Source organism: Azonexus sp. GW821-FHT04F04 (assembly GCF_059420025.1).
Map to the genome: position 1 here is coordinate 314,594 of NZ_JBWKSX010000002.1, position 18,260 is coordinate 332,853.

At 60.7% G+C, this 18,260-nt stretch carries 21 protein-coding genes; 18 read left to right on the forward strand and 3 right to left on the reverse strand.

Translation table 11 applies throughout. The features are described 5' to 3' along the window. Positions 1-58: 58 nt before the first annotated feature. From AC07TV_RS06870 to AC07TV_RS06900, 7 genes are all read left to right on the forward strand, one after another. Positions 59-877, forward strand: coding sequence for a TOBE domain-containing protein (locus AC07TV_RS06870; protein ID WP_494647655.1), 819 nt, complete (start codon positions 59-61; stop codon positions 875-877). A gap of 19 nt (positions 878-896) precedes the next feature. Continuing rightward, positions 897-1,643 (forward strand): molybdate ABC transporter substrate-binding protein, encoded by a 747-nt coding sequence (modA, locus tag AC07TV_RS06875; RefSeq protein ID WP_494647656.1) that lies wholly within the window; start codon positions 897-899, stop codon positions 1,641-1,643. 214 nt (positions 1,644-1,857) lie between these two features. Further along, on the forward strand, positions 1,858-2,535 hold the full coding sequence (modB, locus tag AC07TV_RS06880) for a molybdate ABC transporter permease subunit (RefSeq protein WP_494647657.1): 678 nt from the start codon (positions 1,858-1,860) through the stop codon (positions 2,533-2,535). Position 2,536: 1 nt separating this feature from the next. After that, complete coding sequence (modC, locus tag AC07TV_RS06885; protein ID WP_494647658.1) at positions 2,537-3,607, forward strand: molybdenum ABC transporter ATP-binding protein; 1,071 nt, start codon at positions 2,537-2,539, stop codon at positions 3,605-3,607. After that, complete coding sequence (gene modD, locus AC07TV_RS06890) at positions 3,604-4,458, forward strand: ModD protein (protein ID WP_494647659.1); 855 nt, start codon at positions 3,604-3,606, stop codon at positions 4,456-4,458. Before modC ends, modD begins: the two co-directional genes overlap by 4 nt. Positions 4,459-4,472: 14 nt before the next feature. Next, entirely contained in the window at positions 4,473-4,865 is a 393-nt protein-coding gene (locus AC07TV_RS06895) for a NifB/NifX family molybdenum-iron cluster-binding protein (RefSeq protein WP_494647660.1), read from the forward strand. A gap of 223 nt (positions 4,866-5,088) precedes the next feature. Then, the gene (locus AC07TV_RS06900; protein ID WP_494647661.1) at positions 5,089-5,820 is read left to right on the forward strand and encodes a hypothetical protein; all 732 of its coding nucleotides are present in this window, start codon (positions 5,089-5,091) and stop codon (positions 5,818-5,820) included. Between the two features lie 166 nt (positions 5,821-5,986). Here AC07TV_RS06900 and AC07TV_RS06905 read toward each other — a convergent pair whose 3' ends face one another. Then, positions 5,987-7,327 (reverse strand): (Fe-S)-binding protein, encoded by a 1,341-nt coding sequence (locus AC07TV_RS06905; protein ID WP_494647662.1) that lies wholly within the window; start codon positions 7,325-7,327, stop codon positions 5,987-5,989. A 68-nt stretch (positions 7,328-7,395) separates the two neighbouring features. On the opposite strand from AC07TV_RS06905, the gene AC07TV_RS06910 reads away from it, so the two are divergent. Next, positions 7,396-7,941, forward strand: coding sequence for a VF530 family protein (locus AC07TV_RS06910; RefSeq protein ID WP_494647663.1), 546 nt, complete (start codon positions 7,396-7,398; stop codon positions 7,939-7,941). 108 nt (positions 7,942-8,049) lie between these two features. On the opposite strand, the gene AC07TV_RS06915 is transcribed toward AC07TV_RS06910, so the two are convergent. Together AC07TV_RS06915 and AC07TV_RS06920 are read right to left on the reverse strand one after the other, a co-directional pair. Continuing rightward, positions 8,050-8,289, reverse strand: a complete 240-nt coding sequence (locus tag AC07TV_RS06915; protein WP_494647664.1) for a hypothetical protein — start codon at positions 8,287-8,289, stop codon at positions 8,050-8,052. A 169-nt stretch (positions 8,290-8,458) separates the two neighbouring features. Further along, positions 8,459-8,665, reverse strand: coding sequence for a hypothetical protein (locus AC07TV_RS06920; protein WP_494647665.1), 207 nt, complete (start codon positions 8,663-8,665; stop codon positions 8,459-8,461). Between the two features lie 261 nt (positions 8,666-8,926). Here AC07TV_RS06920 and nifB point away from each other — a divergent pair, with 261 nt between their 5' ends. The 10 genes from nifB to gltA all read left to right on the forward strand — a co-directional run bounded on the left by nifB (position 8,927) and on the right by gltA (position 18,247). Beyond that, complete coding sequence (nifB, locus tag AC07TV_RS06925) at positions 8,927-10,435, forward strand: nitrogenase cofactor biosynthesis protein NifB (RefSeq protein WP_494647666.1); 1,509 nt, start codon at positions 8,927-8,929, stop codon at positions 10,433-10,435. A gap of 2 nt (positions 10,436-10,437) precedes the next feature. Beyond that, a complete protein-coding gene (locus AC07TV_RS06930) occupies positions 10,438-10,716 on the forward strand; it encodes a 4Fe-4S binding protein (RefSeq protein ID WP_494647667.1) in 279 nt (92 codons plus the stop codon). Then, positions 10,716-11,195 (forward strand): thioredoxin domain-containing protein, encoded by a 480-nt coding sequence (locus tag AC07TV_RS06935; protein ID WP_494647668.1) that lies wholly within the window; start codon positions 10,716-10,718, stop codon positions 11,193-11,195. The genes AC07TV_RS06930 and AC07TV_RS06935 overlap by 1 nt, the downstream gene beginning before the upstream one ends. Beyond that, complete coding sequence (locus AC07TV_RS06940; protein ID WP_494647669.1) at positions 11,173-12,444, forward strand: FprA family A-type flavoprotein; 1,272 nt, start codon at positions 11,173-11,175, stop codon at positions 12,442-12,444. Before AC07TV_RS06935 ends, AC07TV_RS06940 begins: the two co-directional genes overlap by 23 nt. An 18-nt stretch (positions 12,445-12,462) precedes the next feature. Continuing rightward, positions 12,463-12,750: a 2Fe-2S iron-sulfur cluster-binding protein gene (locus AC07TV_RS06945; RefSeq protein WP_494647670.1), complete on the forward strand. Its 288-nt coding sequence runs from the start codon at positions 12,463-12,465 to the stop codon at positions 12,748-12,750. A gap of 138 nt (positions 12,751-12,888) precedes the next feature. Next, complete coding sequence (locus AC07TV_RS06950) at positions 12,889-13,251, forward strand: 2Fe-2S iron-sulfur cluster-binding protein (protein WP_226498288.1); 363 nt, start codon at positions 12,889-12,891, stop codon at positions 13,249-13,251. Positions 13,252-13,265: 14 nt separating this feature from the next. Then, positions 13,266-13,841, forward strand: a complete 576-nt coding sequence (locus AC07TV_RS06955; RefSeq protein WP_494647671.1) for a nitrogen fixation protein NifQ — start codon at positions 13,266-13,268, stop codon at positions 13,839-13,841. Continuing rightward, on the forward strand, positions 13,820-14,770 hold the full coding sequence (gene draG, locus AC07TV_RS06960; protein WP_494647672.1) for an ADP-ribosyl-[dinitrogen reductase] hydrolase: 951 nt from the start codon (positions 13,820-13,822) through the stop codon (positions 14,768-14,770). The genes AC07TV_RS06955 and draG overlap by 22 nt, the downstream gene beginning before the upstream one ends. Before the next feature lie 220 nt (positions 14,771-14,990). Further along, the gene (locus AC07TV_RS06965; protein ID WP_494647673.1) at positions 14,991-16,604 is read left to right on the forward strand and encodes a methyl-accepting chemotaxis protein; all 1,614 of its coding nucleotides are present in this window, start codon (positions 14,991-14,993) and stop codon (positions 16,602-16,604) included. Between the two features lie 344 nt (positions 16,605-16,948). Next, on the forward strand, positions 16,949-18,247 hold the full coding sequence (gene gltA / locus AC07TV_RS06970; RefSeq protein ID WP_494647674.1) for a citrate synthase: 1,299 nt from the start codon (positions 16,949-16,951) through the stop codon (positions 18,245-18,247). Positions 18,248-18,260 lie beyond the last annotated feature (13 nt).

The window sequence follows — 18,260 nt, forward strand, 5'->3', positions numbered from 1 at the left end:
TCGAGCACCAAAACCTGGGTTATAGTAACCGCTATATAACATTGAACATCACGAAATCATGGATACCATCCTGCATCGCCTGCGTGGCAAACTGGAAGTCGATACCGAGTTCGGCACCTTTCTCGGCGATACCCGCATCCGCCTGCTTGAGGCCATCGACCAGCATGGTTCGATTTCCCAGGCAGCAAAAGCCGTACCCATCTCGTACAAGGCCGCCTGGGATGCCGTTGATGCGATGAACAACCTGGCCGACCAGCCGCTGGTTGTCCGCTCGACCGGCGGCAAGAACGGTGGCGGCACGCTGCTCACCGATCACGGCCGCAAGACCATCGCCCTCTACCGGGCGCTGGAGGCCGAATACCAGGCGGCACTGGAACGCCTGTCGGCCAGCATGAACGATGGCGAAGCGAGCGATTTCAAGCAGTTCAGCAAGCTGCTCAAGCGCATGTCGATGAAAACCAGCGCCCGCAACCAGTTCGCCGGCCATATCGTTGCGCTGCGCGAGGGGCATGTCGATTTCGAGGTGCGCATCAAGCTCGATGACGAAAACGAGATCGTCGCCGTCATCACCGGCGATTCCGCCGAAAGCCTTGGCCTGACGATTGGCATGGAAATCAGCGCCCTGGTCAAATCGTCTTCGGTGCTCCTGCTCAATGACCCAACCGTCAAAACCAGCGCCCGCAACCACCTGTGGGGCGAAATCACCCGCATCCACGACGGCCCGGTCAATGCCGAAATAACGCTGAGCATGAAGAGCGGCAAATCGGTCTGCGCCGTCGTCACCCACGACAGCGTCGACAAGCTCGGCCTCGTCGTCGGCGAGCAGGCCTGCGCCGTGTTCAAGGCCTCGTCGGTCATTCTTTGCAAGTATTCCTGACTCATCCGGAGAACCCGCCATGAAACGTCTGAGCACCCTGATCTTTTCCCTGTTGGCCGTCGCCACGGCCCACGCCGACGAAGTTCAGGTCGCCGTCGCCGCCAACTTCACTGGCCCGATGCAGGTCATTTCCGTGCTCTTCGAGCATGACACCGGCCACAAGACCAATCTGTCCTTCGGTTCCACCGGCAAGTTCTACGCTCAGATCGCCAACGGCGCCCCGTTCCAGGTGCTGCTTGCCGCCGACGACGAAACCCCGGCCAAACTGGTCAAGGAAGGCCACGCCGTCGCCGGCACGCCCTTCACCTACGCCATCGGCACGCTCGTACTGTGGTCGGCCGACGCCAAGCTGGTCGACGCCAAGGGCGAGGTGCTAAAGAAGGGCGGTTTCAAGCACCTGTCGCTGGCCAACCCGAAAACCGCACCGTACGGCGCAGCCGGCCTGCAGGTCATGAACAAGCTCGGCGTCGCCGAGAGCATCAAGCCACTGATCGTCCAGGGCGAGAACATTTCGCAGACGCATCAGTTCATTTCGACGGGCGCCGCCGAACTCGGCTTCGTCGCCTACTCGCAGGTCATCAAGAACGGCGCCATCGGCTCGGGTTCAGGCTGGGTCGTTCCGGCCAATCTCTACGACCCGATCCGCCAGGATGCAGTCATTCTCGCCAAGGGCAAGGACAAGCCGGCGGCCGTTGCGCTGATGAATTACCTCAAGGGCGAGAAGGCTCAGGCTGTGATTAAGTCGTTTGGGTACGAGCTGCGCTGAGAAAATGGTGGTGGATCACGCAAACCCCTCCCCAGCCCTCCCCTTGTCAGGAGAGGGAGCCCGACCAGGCGCGACTGAGGGAGCTCCTCCCCTGACAAGGAGAGGTTGGGAGGGGTTTCGCTCTAGTCCTTCAGCCTCAAATCGTTCGACTTCCGCACCAATGACAATTCCGGTCTAATCAACACCACTTTCATCCAACCAAAAACCCGCCACCATGCTGACAGACAGCGACCTCCAGGCCATCTGGCTGACCACGCGACTGGCCGGGATCACGACCGTGATCCTGCTCCTCGTCGGCACCCCCATCGCCTGGCTGCTGGCGCGCAGCCGTTCGTGGTGGAAGGGGCCGCTCGGCGCCGTCGTCGCCCTGCCGCTGGTCCTGCCGCCCTCGGTGCTCGGCTTCTACCTGCTGCTGGCCATGGGGCCGCACGGGCCGGTTGGCCAGCTGACCGCCTCGCTCGGCCTCGGCGTTCTGCCCTTTACTTTCTGGGGTCTGGTCGTCGCCTCGTCGTTCTATTCGCTGCCCTTCATGGTGCAGCCCCTGCAAAACGCCTTTGAAGGCATCGGCGAGCGGCCGCTCGAAGTCGCCGCCACCTTGCGCGCGTCGCCGCTCGACACCTTCTTTTCGGTCGTCCTGCCGCTGGCCAAACCGGGCTTCATCACCGCCGGCGTCCTGACCTTTGCCCACACGGTCGGCGAATTCGGCGTCGTGCTGATGATCGGCGGCAACATTCCCGGCGTCACCCGCGTCGCCTCGGTGCAGATCTATGACCACGTCGAGGCCATGGAATACGCCGATGCCCATCGTCTGGCCGCCGTCATGCTGATTTTCTCCTTCACGGTGCTGCTCGCCATGTACGTCCGCCGCCCCAAGCCGGCGAGGGGAGACTGAAATGGACAGCATCAATGCCCGTTTCAAACTCGACTGGCCCGGCTTCACGCTGGATGTCGACCTCGCCCTGCCCGGCCGCGGTGTCACGGCGCTGTTCGGCCATTCCGGCTCGGGAAAAACCACCTTGTTGCGCTGCCTGGCCGGGCTGGAAAAACCTTCCCACTGTCGACTCGAATTCAAGGGCAAAATCTGGCAGGACGAAAAAACCTGGCTGCCGACGCACCAGCGGCCCATCGGCTATGTCTTCCAGGAAGCCAGCCTGTTCCCGCATCTATCCATTCTCGGCAACCTGAATTTCGGCCTCAAACGCAGCACCACGGCGCAACGCGTCGGACTGGAGCAGGCCATCGAACTGCTCGGCATCGGCCACCTGCTCGAGCGCAAACCGGACACCCTGTCCGGCGGCGAACGCCAGCGCGTCGGCATCGCCCGCGCCCTGGCCGTCGGCCCGGAAATCCTGCTCATGGACGAACCGCTGGCGGCGCTCGACCTCAAGCGCAAGCAGGAGATCTTGCCCTATCTCGAGCGCCTGCACGACGAACTGGCCATACCGGTCATTTACGTCAGCCACTCGCCCGACGAAGTCGCCCGCCTGGCCGACCACATCGTCGCCATGGATGGCGGCCGGGTCGTCGCCGACGGCCCGCTGGTCGAAACGCTGGCCCGCCTCGACCTGCCGATCCGGCTTGGCGAGGACGTCGGGGTCGTGCTCGACGCAACGGTCGGCGCGGTCGATGGCGAATGGCATCTGGCCCGCGTCGATTTCGCCGGCGGCAGCCTGTGGACCCGCGATCGCGGCGTGCCGACCGGCAAGCACGTGCGCGTCCGTGTGCTTGCCCGCGACGTCAGTCTGGCCGTTCATCACCCGGAGCCGAGCAGCATCCAGAACGTGCTCGCCGGCACGGTCGAATCGATGGCTGCCGACGACCACCCCGGCCTGCTGCTGGTCCGCGTCCAGATCGGCGCCAGCCAGCTGGTCGCCCGCCTGACCCGCCGTTCGGCCGCCCAGCTCGGCATCGCGCCGGGCCTGCCGGTCAGCGTCCAGATCAAATCCGTGGCCCTGATGGAATGAGCAACAATCCCTACACCCTGTCCGACGGCGAACTCGAACGCCTGCTCGACGAAGACGTCCCGTGCGGCGATGCGACGACTTTTTCGCTCGGCATCGGCGACCAGCCCGGCCGCCTCGTTTTTCGTGCACGCCAGGCCATGGTCGTCTGCGCCAGCGAAGAAGCCCGGCGCATGGGTGAACTGCACGGCCTGCGCAGCATCGGCAGCGTGGTCGCCAGCGGCAGCCGGCTCGCTGCCGGCGAAACCATCCTGACGCTTGAAGGCCATGCTACCGGCCTGCACAAGGTGTGGAAAACGGCGCAGACCTTCATGGAATACCTGTCGGGCATCGCCAGCAGCACGGCCGACATCGTCGCCGCCGCCCGCAGCGCCAACCCGGACATCGGCATCGCCTGCACGCGCAAGAATTTCCCCGGCACCAAGGCCGCCGCCATAAAGGCCATTCTGGCCGGCGGCGCCAGCCCGCATCGCCTGAGCCTGTCGGAAACCCTGCTCGTCTTTGCCGAGCACAGGGCCTTTCTCGGCAACGAAGCGCCGCGCGCCACCGTGCAACGCCTGCGTCGCGCCTGGCCGGAACGCGCCATCGTCGTCGAGGTCGGCGACAAGGCGGAAGCCATGTGCTGGCAAGAAGCCGGCACCGACATCCTGCAACTCGAAAAAATGCCGGTTGCCACGGTCAACCGGATAAAAGGGCTAATTCCGAAATCCGCACACACTCGCATCGCGGCGGCGGGCGGCATAAATTCTGCTAATGCTGAAGACTATGCGCGGGCCGGGGCCGACATTCTGGTCACCTCCGCCCCGTATTTCTCGCCGCCACGCGACGTGGCGGTCACGCTGACAGCCCTGTAAAGACGCCGCTCGCCATGAAAATCGCCATCGCCACCAAGGACTTCGAAACCGTCAGCAGCCATGCGGGGCAAACCCGACAATGGCTGGTTTACGACCTGAGCAACCACCGCGCCAACCAGTTGCTGCCCGCCCCGCGCCGGGTCAATCTGGAGAAAGAGCAAGTGCTCCACGTCTTCGAGGACAACGAGCCGCACCCGCTCGATGGCATCGACCTCATGGTGGCGGCCAGCGCTGGCGACGGTTTCATCCGCCACATGAAAAAGCGTGGCACCGAGGTACTGCTCACCGGCGAAACCGAGCCAGCCCTCGCCATCACCCGCATCCTGGCCGGCGAAGCCCTGCCCGACCCGCGTTTCGACATTACGACGGCGCTGTGCAAGGTGCGGGATTTGTTTTCGCGGCATTGAGCTGAAAAGGATGCCTGCTTGAGGGGCGCTGCCCGAATGGCAGCTGGGTGCCTTAACCACAGCACGCGTTGAGATTTCTTACCTCACCGGCGGGAACGAACAAGGATCGTCCGGCAACAGCCCTTATGTCATGCAGATTGGTCCGTTCAGACTATTGAGAACAATTCATGGCGTCGCTAGTATTTTGTTCATCAATGCCAGTGTCACGAATTGAAGCTATGCTATGGCTGCTTTCGGCGTGGGCAATTGCCAGACTTTGACTTCAGCACTTATTTGTTCGGAGAACTCCATGCGTTCCATGATCGTGGCCGGTTTGATGGCCTTCATCACCTCAGCGCCCCAAGTCCAGGCCGCGACCGTTGTCGCCGATTTCAACGAAATCCCCATGGCCGCCAGCGCATCGACCAATCTGGGTCCAAACGGCTGGACGGTCGATCTGATCCCACGCTACACCTATGAAGAAAACGGCTTCCAGTTCAGCACGGCTTGGTCGCCCACCAAGTACGCAATGCAAATCGGCGCAATTGTCGATACCAACCCCTATTTCTGGACGGGAACCCAGGGGCTTTTTCATTCCTGGGGTGGGTCTGCCGAATACACAAACAGTTTCGAGATCACGCGGGTAAATGGCGAGGTTTTTGACCTGATCAGCCTGGATATCGCCGCGTTGGGAAATGGCTCACGCTACTTCATGGTCTATGGCTACCCGGCAGCCGGTGGCTATGTGCAGCAATATTTCCCCTTGCTTGACAATAGCTTCAACACGCTTGAAACACTGACTTTCGGGGATAATTTCAGGAATCTCAAGAGCGTTTCGTTCTCGGCCTGGGGCCAACAGATCGACAACGTCACCTTTGGAATTTCCGCTCCCGTCCCCGAAGCCGAGACCTATGCAATGTATCTGGCCGGCCTGGGCCTGCTGGGAGTGATTTCCCGACGCAAGAAGATGGTCTGATTCGCACTCAATCGAGCGTACAGACGGGGGCTTTTGCTCCCGTTTTGCACTTCTGGGGGAATAAGCGCAACCAGTCTTTAGCTTTCCCGAGTGTTCTCACCGTCGAATAGCTCTTGCTAGCCGTTTCCGGCCCCAAAAAGGCCACATCAGAACAGACCTCCCCCCCTCAGGCCAAGGCCCTTGCAAGCAACACGGCCACATGCACCGCATCACGCCCGGTGCCATCCTTGATCTGGTGCCGGCACGAAAAACCATCGGCGACAATCGTCGCATCGGCCGGCGCTGAGCGAACCGCAGGCAGAAGCGCCAGTTCGCCCATCTTCACCGAGGCGTCGTAGTGTTCGGCCTCCAGCCCGAAGCTGCCGGACATGCCGCAGCAACTGGCATCGACGATCTCGAACTCGAATTCCGGAATCCAGCCGAGCACCTTTTTCATCGACTTCATGGCGCCGAAGGCCTTCTGGTGGCAATGGCCATGGACCACCGCCTTGCCGCCGGGAATCGGCTTCAAATCGAGCTCCAAGCCCTTGTTGCCCTCGCGCATGAGGAATTCCTCGAACAGGAAAGCCTGCTTGCCGAGTTGCCCGACCTCCGGGCCGAGCGACAGGCTGTAGAACTCGTCGCGTAGGGCCAGCAGACAGGAGGGCTCAAGACCGACAATCGGCGTTCCGGCGGCCAGGGCTGGCGCCAGCGCGGCCATCACCCGTTTGCCTTCGAGCTTGGCGGCATCCACCATGCCTTGCGACAGATAGGTGCGGCCGCAGCACAAGGGGCGTTCCGGCTCGGCATCGTCTGCCGCCGGGCGCAGCACCTCGACGGCATAGCCGCCGGCCGTCAGCACGGCGATGGCCGCCTCGGCCACTTCCGGCGTGTAGTAGTGGGTGAAGGTGTCTACAAAAAGGGCCACTTTTCCCCGTTGACCGTGGGATTCCGTGTTTTCGGCGAAAACCGGCTGGCTGACGATCTCGGGAATCGGCCGCTTGGCCGAAATGCCCAGCTTGCGCTCGACCTGCCCGGCCAGCCACGGCGAGGCATTGCGCAGGCGAACCAAGGCAGCGAGCGGCCGACGATAGCGATGCAGCCATTCCGGCAGGCCGCCGAACAGTCGCGCCCGACGCGGCACGCCGAGTTCGTCGTTGCGATGCGCCAGGTATTCGGTCTTGATCAGCGTCATGTCGACCGAGCTCGGGCATTCCTTCTTGCAGCCCTTGCACGAGACGCAAAGATCCATTGCCGCCGCCAGGTCGGGATGGATGAAAGGCTGCTCGCCAAATTCCCCGTTCAGCGCCGCCTTGAAAGCCTTGACCCGCGCCCCGGTCGAATGCGCCGGATCGCCGGTGATCCGGTAGCTGGGGCACATCACCCCCTTGCCGTCGCGCTGGCACTGGTGATTGTTCATGCAGACGGCAACCGCCTTGGCGTAGTTACCGCCCGTCGCCGGAATGCCGGCATAGGCGTCGCCCATGCCGTAGGTGTCGTAGGCCGACCAGTCGAGAAAGGTTTTCATGACAGTCGACAAGCAAAACCGGCGCCACGGCAATAGTCTTTAAAATCAAAGCATCGCGACTGTCGGCAATGCGACAAGAAGGCCTGAGCCGGGACAGTGATCGGTATAATCCCGGCCTTATTCCATGGTTAGGCAACAGCATGAACGACGAGATCAACTACCAGAACAACCCGCTGCATGGGCTCAGTTTAAAAAACCTGCTCATTGAAATCGTCGATCACTACGGCTTCGAGATCCTGTTTGCCTATCTCAATATCAATTGTTTCAACAAAAACCCGAGCATCGATTCGGCCTTCAAGTACCTCAAAAAGACCGATTGGGCCCGCGAAAAAGTCGAAGCCTTCTATCTGTACAAGTTCAAAAGCCTGCCCCGCGCTTCTGACGAGCAGTTCGAACTGCCGCCCCGGGACCGCATCGTGCCACCGAACCAGGTACCCGGTTTGCCCGCCGAATTGAGCCTCGAAGATGCCGAGCGTTTGCGAGAAAAACGCATCAGAAAAGCCGCCCTGCACGACCAGGAAAAAAGCCGTCGCGCCGCACCGGGCAAGAGAACGCCAGACCGTTCACCCCCCTCGGCCAGCAACTCAGACCCATGGGCGAAGTGGAGAAAGTGAGCTGGGGGATTCACGCACAGCATCAACCCGTGATTGCTACGGTCAACCGGAAAAAATGACCAAAATTGGAATGGGCTTGAAGTCAGGATACGGGGGAAACGAGCCCCGTTAGCGTGGCTCGTAACGAGTCGACAGCTGGTCAATGATCTCGGCAAAGACCGCTTTGACCTGATCTTCAGCGCATCCCATGAGGACGGCGTCTTCGAGAGCAGCCAGAGCCATGTCGCGCAATTCCTCGAGGTTTTCAGACATCACCTTGAGCTTCTCATGGCAGGCGATCACCGTGCCGTCAGGGCCGCGCCACGGATTTGCATCCGAGCCGTAGTTTTTCAAAGGGGTCAGGTTCACGTCTTCTCCACAAGGCGACCGGGTTGAACAAGTTCGATTATGCCGTCTTCGAAAATGGAAACAAGGCCGGTGGAGAAAGCCGAGTGCCAAAAAAAAGGAGCGCAAGGCGCAAGCCCAGGCTCCTTATCCGGCCGGTCGGTTAGCCCGGCCGAAGATACCTTACACGGGCTTACTTGCCCATGTGCTGCAACACGGTGTGCAGGCGTTCGGCGGCGTAGGCGGCTTCCGGGTCGTTCTCGGTCAGCTTGAGGATGTCGGTCCAGCTGATGTAGCGATCAAGCCGGACCAGGGCGTTGGCGCTGACCACATCCAGATCGATATTCAAATTGATGGCGTCGCCGCTACCGTCCAGCTTGTACTCAAACGTACCTCGCATGCTTCGTTCTCCAAATGGTCGTGGGTTAGATGCGCGCAGTGTACAGACCGGCGCCGGGAATTGAAATGCCGTACAGTTGGTTAAGCGATATTTCCCGCCTGCGGCCGCCCGTCGCTTGTGCACTGCAACGCTGTCGCAAATGCGACAAGGCAGCCAACACGCCCTTTGGCAGAAATCCACATCTCGCTGATTTAATTAAGAAAACACCTCTGGCACAGCGATTGCTGAATAGGCTTCGACTGCATTCGAGGAGCCGACATCGTGGAACTACCAGTTATCAGCAATTCTGCCCCAGCCGCTGAAGGCGGCGGTTGTGCATCCAGCGGCTGCGGTACGGCCCCGGACGCTTTGGGCCACCTGCCCGATCACATTCGCGCCAAGGTTCAGGACCACCCGTGCTATTCGGAAGAAGCGCATCACTACTTCGCCCGCATGCACGTTGCCGTGGCCCCGGCCTGCAACATCCAGTGCAATTACTGCAACCGCAAGTATGACTGCTCGAACGAATCCCGTCCGGGCGTCGTTTCCGAAGTCCTGACGCCGAAACAGGCGATCAACAAGGTGCTTGCCGTTGCCGCCGAAATCCCGCAAATGACGGTACTCGGCATCGCCGGACCTGGCGACCCCTTGGCCAACCCGGGCCGTACGTTCGAGACTTTTGAAGAGCTCTCGGCGCGCGCCCCGGACATAAAACTCTGCGTGTCGACCAACGGCCTCAACCTGCCGATGTATGTCGACCGTATCGCCCAGCACAACATCGACCACGTGACGATCACCATCAACTGTGTCGATCCGGAAGTCGGTGCCAAGATCTACCCGTGGATTTTCTGGGAGAACAAACGCATCTTCGGCGTCGAGGGCGCCCGCATCCTGATCGAACAGCAGCAGAAGGGTCTGCAGATGCTGACCGACCGCGGCATCCTGGTGAAGGTCAACTCGGTGCTGATCCCGGGCGTCAATGACGAGCATCTCAAGGAAGTCTCGAAGATCGTCAAGGCCAAGGGCGCCTTCCTGCACAACGTCATGCCGCTGATTGCCGAAGCTGAACACGGCACCTACTACGGCATCATGGAGCAGCCGGAACCGACGCCGGAAATGCTGCAGGACTTGCAGGACGCCTGTGCCGGCGACATGGCGATGATGCGCCATTGCCGCCAGTGCCGTGCCGACGCGGTCGGCCTGCTCGGCGAAGATCGCGGCGACGAATTCACCATGGACAAGATCGACGTCATGGAGGTCGATTACGAAGCCGCCATGGTCCGCCGCAAGGTTGTCCACGACGAGATCATCGAGAAGCTCGACGCCAAGCGCGGCATCGTCAAGCCGAAGGCCGAAGAGCTCGGCATCCCGGCTGATGCCCGCCCGGTGCTCATGGCGGTGGCCGGCAAGAACGGCGTCGTTGCCGAGCACTTCGGTCACGCCAAGGAGTTCCTGATCTACGAAGCCTCACCGGCTGGCGTGCGCTTCATGAGCCATCGCAAGACCGAGCTCTACTGCGGCGGCATGGATGCCTGCGGTGACGGCGACGTGGCCGAGGCTGGCGCAACGGAGTCGCTGCTCGACCGCAACATCCGCGTACTCGAAGGCTGCGAAGTCGTGCTCTGCTCCAAGGTCGGTTACGAACCCTGGGCCAAGCTGGAAGCCGCCGGCATCGCGCCGAACGGCGAACACGCGATGGAGCCGATCGAGGAAGCAGTGATGGCGGTGTACAAGGAAATCGCGGCGACCGGCAAGTTGAGTCCGTCGGCTGAAGACAGAAAGGTGGCCTGATCATGGCACTGCAAATCACCGAGTCCTGCGTCAACTGCTGGGCCTGCTTCGATGTCTGCCCGAACGACGCGATCTACGAAGACAAGCCGCACTTCCTGATCGACGACGACAAATGCACCGAGTGCCTGGGCGATCACAGCGTGCCGCAATGCGCTGCGATCTGCCCGATCGAAATGGCTATCGTCGATGAACTCGGCGCTTTCCTGAACCCGCCGGGTTCGCTGACCGGCATCCCGATTGAAAAGCTCAAGCAATTCGGCATGTGGAAGGACGCAGCGTAATGGCGGTTGTCACGTTCTACGAAAAACCCGGCTGCAAGGGCAATCTTCGCCAGAAGACCCTGCTCGCTGCAGCCGGCCACACCGTCCAGGCCAAAAGTCTCAAGACCGAAGCCTGGACGGCTGACCGCCTGCTCGCCTTTCTTGGCAAGCTGCCGATCAGCGCCTGGTTCAACCCGGCGGCGCCCGATATCAAGTCGGGCGAAATCGTTCCGGAAAACCTGGGTTTCGAAGATGCCCTGCATCTGCTGCTCGAAAACCCGCTGCTCATTCGCCGTCCGCTCATGGAAATCGGCGAGGAACGGCTGGTCGGTTTCGACATTGCTGCGGTCGACGCGTGGATTGGCCTGAAAAACGTCGAGTTGCCGGAAGGCAATATCGAAGCCTGCGTGCATGGCCCGGAAGGACACGGCAGTTGCGGCAGCCACGCGCACGATCATGAGGAAGAGGAAAGCAGCCATGGTCGCTGCGGCACTCACTGACAACGCCGTAGAAATTGCGCCGGGCGTCCACTGGGTGGGCGCCCTCGACCCGCATCTGCGGAGTTTCGACATCATCCTCAAAACCGCCAACGGCACGAGCTACAACTCGTATGTCGTGCGCGGCGAGAACGGCGTGGCGATCATCGACACGGTGAAGGAAAACTTCGCCGACGATTTTTTCCGTCGACTCGAAACGGTCGCCCGTTACGACGAAATCACTACCATCGTCCTCAACCATCTCGAGCCGGACCACAGCGGTGCCCTGCCCGAGCTGCTCAAACGCGCCCCGCAGGCCAAGGTGTATTTGTCCAGCCGCGCCCAGATGATGCTCAAGGCGCTGCTCAAGCCCTCCGGCGAGAAGCCCCCCGAATATATTCCGGTGACCACCGACGACACCGTCGACCTCGGCGGCCGGACACTGCGCTTTCTGCACACGCCCTACCTGCACTGGCCGGATACTCAATGCACCTATCTGGTCGAGGACGGCCTGCTGTTCACCGGCGACATCTTCGGCTGCCATTTCTGTGACAACCGGCTGTTCAACGACACCGTCGGCGATTTCCGCTTCTCATTCGAGTACTACTACGCGCACATCATGCGACCCTTCCGCGAGTACGTACTTGATGCCATTGCGTTGATCGAACCGCTGGAAATCAACCTGATCGCCCCGGCCCACGGCCCGATCCTGCGCCACGCACCGCGTGACTACGTGCACCGCTATCGCGAACTGGCCACACCACGGTTGTTCAACGAGGCGCGCAGCGAAAAGACGCTGGTCGTCTTCTACATCTCGGCCTACGGCAACACCCGGCGCATGGCTGAATCGCTCGCTGCCGGCGCCGAATCGATCGGTGGCGTGCGCGTCTCGCTCTACGACCTCGAAGGCGGCGAGTCGGGCATCTTCACCGACCTCATCGAGGAAGCCGATGGCCTGGCCTTCGGCAGCCCGACGATCAATGCCGACGCCGTCAAGCCGATCTGGGACGTCCTGTCGTCGCTGACCACGGTCAATGTCAAAGGCAAGCTCGGTGCCGCTTTCGGCTCGTATGGCTGGAGCGGCGAGGCGGTTCGCCTGATCGAGGACCGCCTGCGCGGACTCAAGCTGCGCGTCCCGGTCGAAGGACTGCGCATCAAGCTCGTGCCGGACGCCAGCGAACTCGAAGCCTGCCGGGATCTCGGCGAACAACTGGCCCGTCACCTGACCGGACGGGTCGAACACCGAGAGATCGACATGGCGGCACTCGCATAACAACCAGGGGGAAGAAAAATGCCAAAAGCAAAAGTCACATTTCAGGATATCGGCGTCTCGGTCACCGTGCCGGCTGGTACCCGACTCATTGAAGTTTCCGAGAAGGTCGGCGCCGGCATCACCTACGGCTGCCGCGAAGGCGAGTGCTGCACCTGCCTGACCAAGATCATCTCCGGCGGCGAATTCCTCGCCCCGCCGAGCATCCTCGAAGACCAGGTGCTCAAGGACAACATGGCCCCGCGCGGCCATCGGCTGGCTTGCCAGGCGCAGATCATCGGCGGCGAAATCGTCGTTAAACCAGCCTAAGTCGCCACCACCGTCATTCCCGATCAAGTCTGGAATGACGGCGAACCAACCGAACAAGATTAAAAGCATCGTTAAGAAAATCGACCCAACCCCAACAGAGAAATTCAAATCAACCCGCTCATCAGGAGAAGTTAAGAAATGGCCCTCATCACTTTTACCAGCCCGCTGCACAAGGACAAGACGGTTTACGCCGTTGCCGGCAGCCACACCCAGACCATCCTCGCGCTGGCCAAGGAACATCACATCCCGATCGACTTCGGATGCCAGGAAGGCAATTGCGGCACCTGTCTGGTCAAGGTTTCGTCGGTTGACGGCAAGCGCGCCCCGATGGGCGGCCCGCTCAACGTCCGCGAAGTCGCTGCGCTGACCGAACTCGGCCACATCACCAAGGCCCAGATCGAGCAGATGTACGTCGATGACATCCCGCCGACCCAGTGGCGCCTGGCCTGCCAGATGATCGTCCGTGACGAAGACATCCTGGTCGAATATCCCAGCAAGTAAGTAACGAGCGTGACATGAACGGTCCGGATCGGCTTCCCTACCGCACCTCCCTGTTCGCCGAGCTGCTGGCCATGCCGGCGGCGACGGCGAAGGCGGCGGCCGATCCGAATCGTTTGCTGCTGGCCAGCATCGTTGCCGGGCAAGTGACCGATTCGGGTTGCCTGCCAGCCGATCTCGGTCTGGGCAAGGCCGTTCATGCCGCGCTGCTCCACACCTATTTTCCCGGGCTTGATGTCAGCGGCCCGCCGCGCGCCATTGAAGCCATTCCCGAATGGGAAGACCTGCAAAAGTTGCTGCTCGACCATCGCGCCTGCGAATACCCGTCCGAACTGCTCATCGCCAATATCGTCGCCACGGCCTGCGCCGGCCGCGACCATCTCTGGCAGGATCTGGGACTGGCCAATCGCGAAGAGCTTTCCCGGCTGATGTGGGTTAACTTCCCGGCGCTCGCCCGCGACAACACCGGTGAGATGAAGTGGAAGAAATTCCTCTATCGCCAGGTCTGTTCGCGCGAAGGCATCTACGTTTGTCCCGCCCCCTCGTGCGGGGTCTGTAAGGATTACGCCAAATGTTTTGGACCGGAGAACTGATTGCCAAGACCGCGCCGGTGCGCCGTCGCACCGTACCGGCCTACGCACCGCACGTCGACCGCGGCATGGCGGCCTATCTTGGCCTGGCTGTCGGCGATGCGCTGGGCGCCACGGTCGAGTTTCTGACTCCGAATGAAATCCGCCACCAGATCGGCCTGCACTGCGAAATAACCGGCGGTGGCTGGCTGCGCCTGAAAGCAGGCAAGGTCACCGACGACACGACGATGTCGCTGGCCCTCGGCGAATCGATCATCGCCCGCGGCCACGTCGACGCCATGGCCGCAGCCGAGGCCTTCGATGCCTGGATGCGAGCCAAGCCGGTGGACATCGGCAACACCGTGCGCCGTAACCTGATCACTTTTCGCAAGACCGGCAACCCGGAAGCCGCCGCCTCCGAACACGACGCCGGCAATGGCGCCGCCATGCGCGTTTTGCCCGTCGCCCTGGCTTGCTACGGTCAACCGGAAAAAACGACCATTTTTGCAAACCGCGCCCAGGCTCATGTCACCCACCACAACGCGCTGTCCGACGCCGCCTGCGAAACGCTGATCCTCATGGTTCAGGATTTTCTCGCCGGCCGCGACCCGATTGAGGTCGAGCGCGAACGTGCCGGCAAGCTGGTCAGTGACTTTCCCGTTTTTGCCTACGACAAACGCCGCCGCGAAAACCCCAGCGGCTTCGTTGTCGACACCATGCAGGCCGTATTCCAGGCCTTCTTCGCCACCGATACCTTTGAGGACTGCCTGATCGACGTCGTCAATCGCGGTGGCGATGCCGACACCACCGGCGCCATCACCGGCATGCTCGCCGGCGCCCGCTACGGTATGGAGAGCATTCCGAATCGCTGGCTCAAGGTGATCGACGAAAAGATTTCAACGCTGTGTTCGGACCAAGCCCGCAGCCTGCTGGCGCTTGCCGGCAATCAATAGATCAAGGTCTTCGGTCGACGTTGCCCGACTGCCCCGAAAAGCACTCCATGGCCGTGGCCGGCAGGCGAGCCTGACCGATATTACCTAAGTAATAATTTATTTGGCTTGACCACGCACTTTTTGTTACATTTGCCATATAGTGGTCATGTAGTTGCCTAGCCAATCAAAACATCCTTAACAGCTAGCGCAGCGATTTCGAGCAATCGCGGAGAAATAAGAAATGACCCTGTCCAAACGCCTGCTGATCCTGCTTTCAACATCGATCATCTCCCTGATTCTGGTCGCTGGGCTCGGCCTGATCCAGATGCAGCGGGTTTACTCCGCCGCCAATTTCAGCAACGAAAATATCGTCCCGAGCATTCTGGTGCTGGACGAAACGCTGCTCAGATTCAGCCAGGTTCGCGTCCGTGTCTATCGTCACGTGCTTAATACGGACCCCAAGGCCATGGCCGAAATCGATGCCAGCATCGAGACTGGGATCAAGGACACCGAACATGCCCTCAATGAGTACGACAAGCTGATTTACGACGCAGAAGACAAAAGGCTGCTCGATGAAAACAAGAGAACCTTTGCGAGCTATCGTGAATCGCTGAAACCCATCCTTGAACTATCGCGCCAGAACCAAAACGAAGAGGCTCGCCAGAAACTGGCGGCAGCGTCAGATGTAGCCAATCATTTCAACGAGGCGCTGGAAGCCCACATGCGCTTCAACGCCGAACTCGGCAAGAAGTCAGCGGAGACCGGCCTGGCCGCCAAGGATCTCGCAACCTGGTCGTCCTTCGCCATCGGGCTCGTTGCCATCCTGATCGTCGGTGGTCTCGGGTTACAGATCCGCAGCAGCCTGACGACGCGACTGCATGAAGCCAATCGGCTGGCCGAAAGCATCGCCTCCGGCGACCTTTCCAGCCGTAACGCGCCGCAGAGCATTTCCGACGATGAGCCCGGCATGCTTATCAAGTCGATGGAAAAGATGCGCCAGGATCTGGCCCGTACCGTTGGCGCGATTGCCGCAAGCAGCGACGAACTGGCTGCCTCGGCCGCCCAGCTTTCGATCACCGCCCAGCAGGTTTCGGCCAGTACCCAGAGCCAGTCGAGCTCGACCTCGGCCTCGGCAGCCGCCGTCGAAGAACTCACCGTCAGCATCGACCACGTTGGCAGCAGTGCCGACGACGCCAGCGAAGAAGCCCGTGCTGCTGGCGATCTGGCCATTACCAGTGGCAAGGGTGTCGAAACTGCCACCCTGCAGATCAACCGGGTTGCCGAGAGCGTTGATGAAACGGCCAAGCAGATCCAGACCCTTTCCGAGCACGTCAAGCAAATCGGCAACATCACCACCGTTATCCGCGATGTCGCCGACCAAACCAATCTCCTCGCCCTCAATGCCGCCATCGAAGCAGCGCGGGCTGGCGAACAGGGCCGCGGCTTTGCCGTGGTGGCCGACGAGGTGCGCAAACTGGCCGAACGAACAACCTTGTCGGTTCAGGAAATCAGCACCGTCATCTCAACCATCCAGAGCAGCGTCTCGGGTGCCGTGACCAGCATGCAGGCCAATTGCCATCTGGTCACCGATGTCGTCCATGCCTCACAGGCGGCCAGCAGTTCGATGGATGGCATCCGCAATGCCACCGAAATGGTCCGCAATGCGATCACCGGCATTTCGGAGGCCATGCGCGAACAGCGTAGCGCCTCGACCGAGCTTTCGCGCAACGTCGAAACCATTGCCCAGATGTCGGAAGAAAACTCGGCAGCCGTCGCCTCGGTCGCCAGCACGGCTACCGCCCTGGTTGCCGTTTCCGACCGGCTCAAGACGGCGGTTGGAAACTTCCGCTTCTAAGCCGCCTCGCTGCTGAAAAAGCCAGTTTGGCCGCGCCGGCCTGACTGGCTTTTTTTATGGCGCAGTGAACCAGCGCCTCGGCAAGCCACACGGCGATAGCGCACCGAAAATGAGCGTTTGCTGAAAAGTAACGCCGCTTTGGTGCTGCCTTATTCGCTTTGCCCAAGGTTCAGGTAAGTATTGCCTGTTACTCTCGCGGGCGGACAGTGGTTCGGTCGCATTCGGCCGCTCACGGCATGTCTATTGCTTGAATCCAAAATCACCATTAAAAAACGGCGTTTGTTTCGTATCCGCCATCGGTTTCATGACGCATAGCCAGTAGATGACTTTTCCAGGGAGTAAAAATGACTATTGAACGCAAGGCAACACTGAGCATTGACGGACTGGCACCGGTCGATTTTTCGATCATGGCTCCGGTCCATGGCAACGACTGTGTGGACATTCGTACATTGGGCGCCAAAACTGGCTTGTTCACCTATGACTCCGGCTTCCTCTCCACAGCCAGCTGCAAGTCGAAAATCACTTTCATCGATGGCGACGTCGGCCAGTTGCTTTATCGCGGTTACCCCATCGAGCAGCTCGCCGAAAACTGCAATTTCCTCGAAGTGGCTTACCTGCTGAAAAACGGCGAACTGCCAAACGCCCAGCAGAAAGCCGAATTCGAGAAAGCCGTCACGCATCACACGATGGTGCACGAGCAACTCGCCAAGTTCTTCTCCGGTTTCCGGCGCGACGCCCATCCGATGGCCGTCATGACCGGTGTCGTTGGCGCGCTGTCGGCCTTCTATCATGACGCGATGGACTTCGCCGATGCCGAGCATCGCAACACGAATTTCATCCACATTGTCGCCAAGATGCCGACCATCGTCGCCATGGCCTATAAATACAGCATCGGCATGCCCTTCATGCAGCCCGACAACGAGCTGAGCTACAGCGCCAACTTCATGCGCATGATGTTCGGCAATCCGTGCGAGAAGTACGTGCCAAACCCGGTTCTGGTCAATGCACTGGACACCATCTTCACGCTGCATGCCGATCACGAGCAGAACGCCTCGACCTCGACCGTCCGTCTGGCTGGCTCCTCCGGTGCCAATCCGTTTGCCTGCATCGCGGCCGGCATCGCCTGCCTGTGGGGCCCGGCCCACGGCGGCGCCAATGAAGCCTGTCTGCAGATGCTTGAAGAAATCGGCGACGTCTCGCGCGTTCCCGAGTTCATTGCCCGCGCCAAGGACAAGAACGATTCGTTCAAGCTGATGGGCTTTGGCCACCGTGTTTACAAGAACTTCGATCCGCGTGCCACGCTCATGCGCAAGGTGTGCAACGAAGTGCTGACCGAACTCGGCCTCGAAAATGACCGGCTGTTCAAGCTGGCCATGGAACTGGAAAGGATCGCGCTGGAGGATCCCTACTTCGTCGAGAAGAAACTCTACCCGAACGTAGACTTCTACTCGGGCATCGTCCAGAAGGCGATCGGCATTCCGACTGAAATGTTTACCTGCATCTTCGCCCTGGCCCGCACCGTCGGCTGGATGACGCAGTGGGAGGAAATGATCTCCGATCCGGAATACAAGATCGGTCGTCCGCGCCAGTTGTACATGGGCGCTGCCAAGCGCGATGTCGTACCGCTCGCCCAGCGCAGCTAACACTGACAAGAAG

Bases quoted from the DNA above. Each gene is read 5' to 3' on its own strand.
- AC07TV_RS06870 (WP_494647655.1), top strand. From the start codon at position 59: ATGGATACCATCCTGCATCGCCTGCGTGGCAAACTGGAAGTCGATACC.
- modA (WP_494647656.1), top strand. From the start codon at position 897: ATGAAACGTCTGAGCACCCTGATCTTTTCCCTGTTGGCCGTCGCCACG.
- modB (WP_494647657.1), top strand. From the start codon at position 1,858: ATGCTGACAGACAGCGACCTCCAGGCCATCTGGCTGACCACGCGACTG.
- modC (WP_494647658.1), top strand. From the start codon at position 2,537: ATGGACAGCATCAATGCCCGTTTCAAACTCGACTGGCCCGGCTTCACG.
- modD (WP_494647659.1), top strand. From the start codon at position 3,604: ATGAGCAACAATCCCTACACCCTGTCCGACGGCGAACTCGAACGCCTG.
- AC07TV_RS06895 (WP_494647660.1), top strand. From the start codon at position 4,473: ATGAAAATCGCCATCGCCACCAAGGACTTCGAAACCGTCAGCAGCCAT.
- AC07TV_RS06900 (WP_494647661.1), top strand. From the start codon at position 5,089: ATGGCTGCTTTCGGCGTGGGCAATTGCCAGACTTTGACTTCAGCACTT.
- AC07TV_RS06905 (WP_494647662.1), bottom strand. From the start codon at position 7,327: ATGAAAACCTTTCTCGACTGGTCGGCCTACGACACCTACGGCATGGGC.
- AC07TV_RS06910 (WP_494647663.1), top strand. From the start codon at position 7,396: ATGCGACAAGAAGGCCTGAGCCGGGACAGTGATCGGTATAATCCCGGC.
- AC07TV_RS06920 (WP_494647665.1), bottom strand. From the start codon at position 8,665: ATGCGAGGTACGTTTGAGTACAAGCTGGACGGTAGCGGCGACGCCATC.
- AC07TV_RS06930 (WP_494647667.1), top strand. From the start codon at position 10,438: ATGGCACTGCAAATCACCGAGTCCTGCGTCAACTGCTGGGCCTGCTTC.
- AC07TV_RS06935 (WP_494647668.1), top strand. From the start codon at position 10,716: ATGGCGGTTGTCACGTTCTACGAAAAACCCGGCTGCAAGGGCAATCTT.
- AC07TV_RS06940 (WP_494647669.1), top strand. From the start codon at position 11,173: ATGGTCGCTGCGGCACTCACTGACAACGCCGTAGAAATTGCGCCGGGC.
- AC07TV_RS06945 (WP_494647670.1), top strand. From the start codon at position 12,463: ATGCCAAAAGCAAAAGTCACATTTCAGGATATCGGCGTCTCGGTCACC.
- AC07TV_RS06950 (WP_226498288.1), top strand. From the start codon at position 12,889: ATGGCCCTCATCACTTTTACCAGCCCGCTGCACAAGGACAAGACGGTT.
- AC07TV_RS06955 (WP_494647671.1), top strand. From the start codon at position 13,266: ATGAACGGTCCGGATCGGCTTCCCTACCGCACCTCCCTGTTCGCCGAG.
- draG (WP_494647672.1), top strand. From the start codon at position 13,820: ATGTTTTGGACCGGAGAACTGATTGCCAAGACCGCGCCGGTGCGCCGT.
- AC07TV_RS06965 (WP_494647673.1), top strand. From the start codon at position 14,991: ATGACCCTGTCCAAACGCCTGCTGATCCTGCTTTCAACATCGATCATC.
- gltA (WP_494647674.1), top strand. From the start codon at position 16,949: ATGACTATTGAACGCAAGGCAACACTGAGCATTGACGGACTGGCACCG.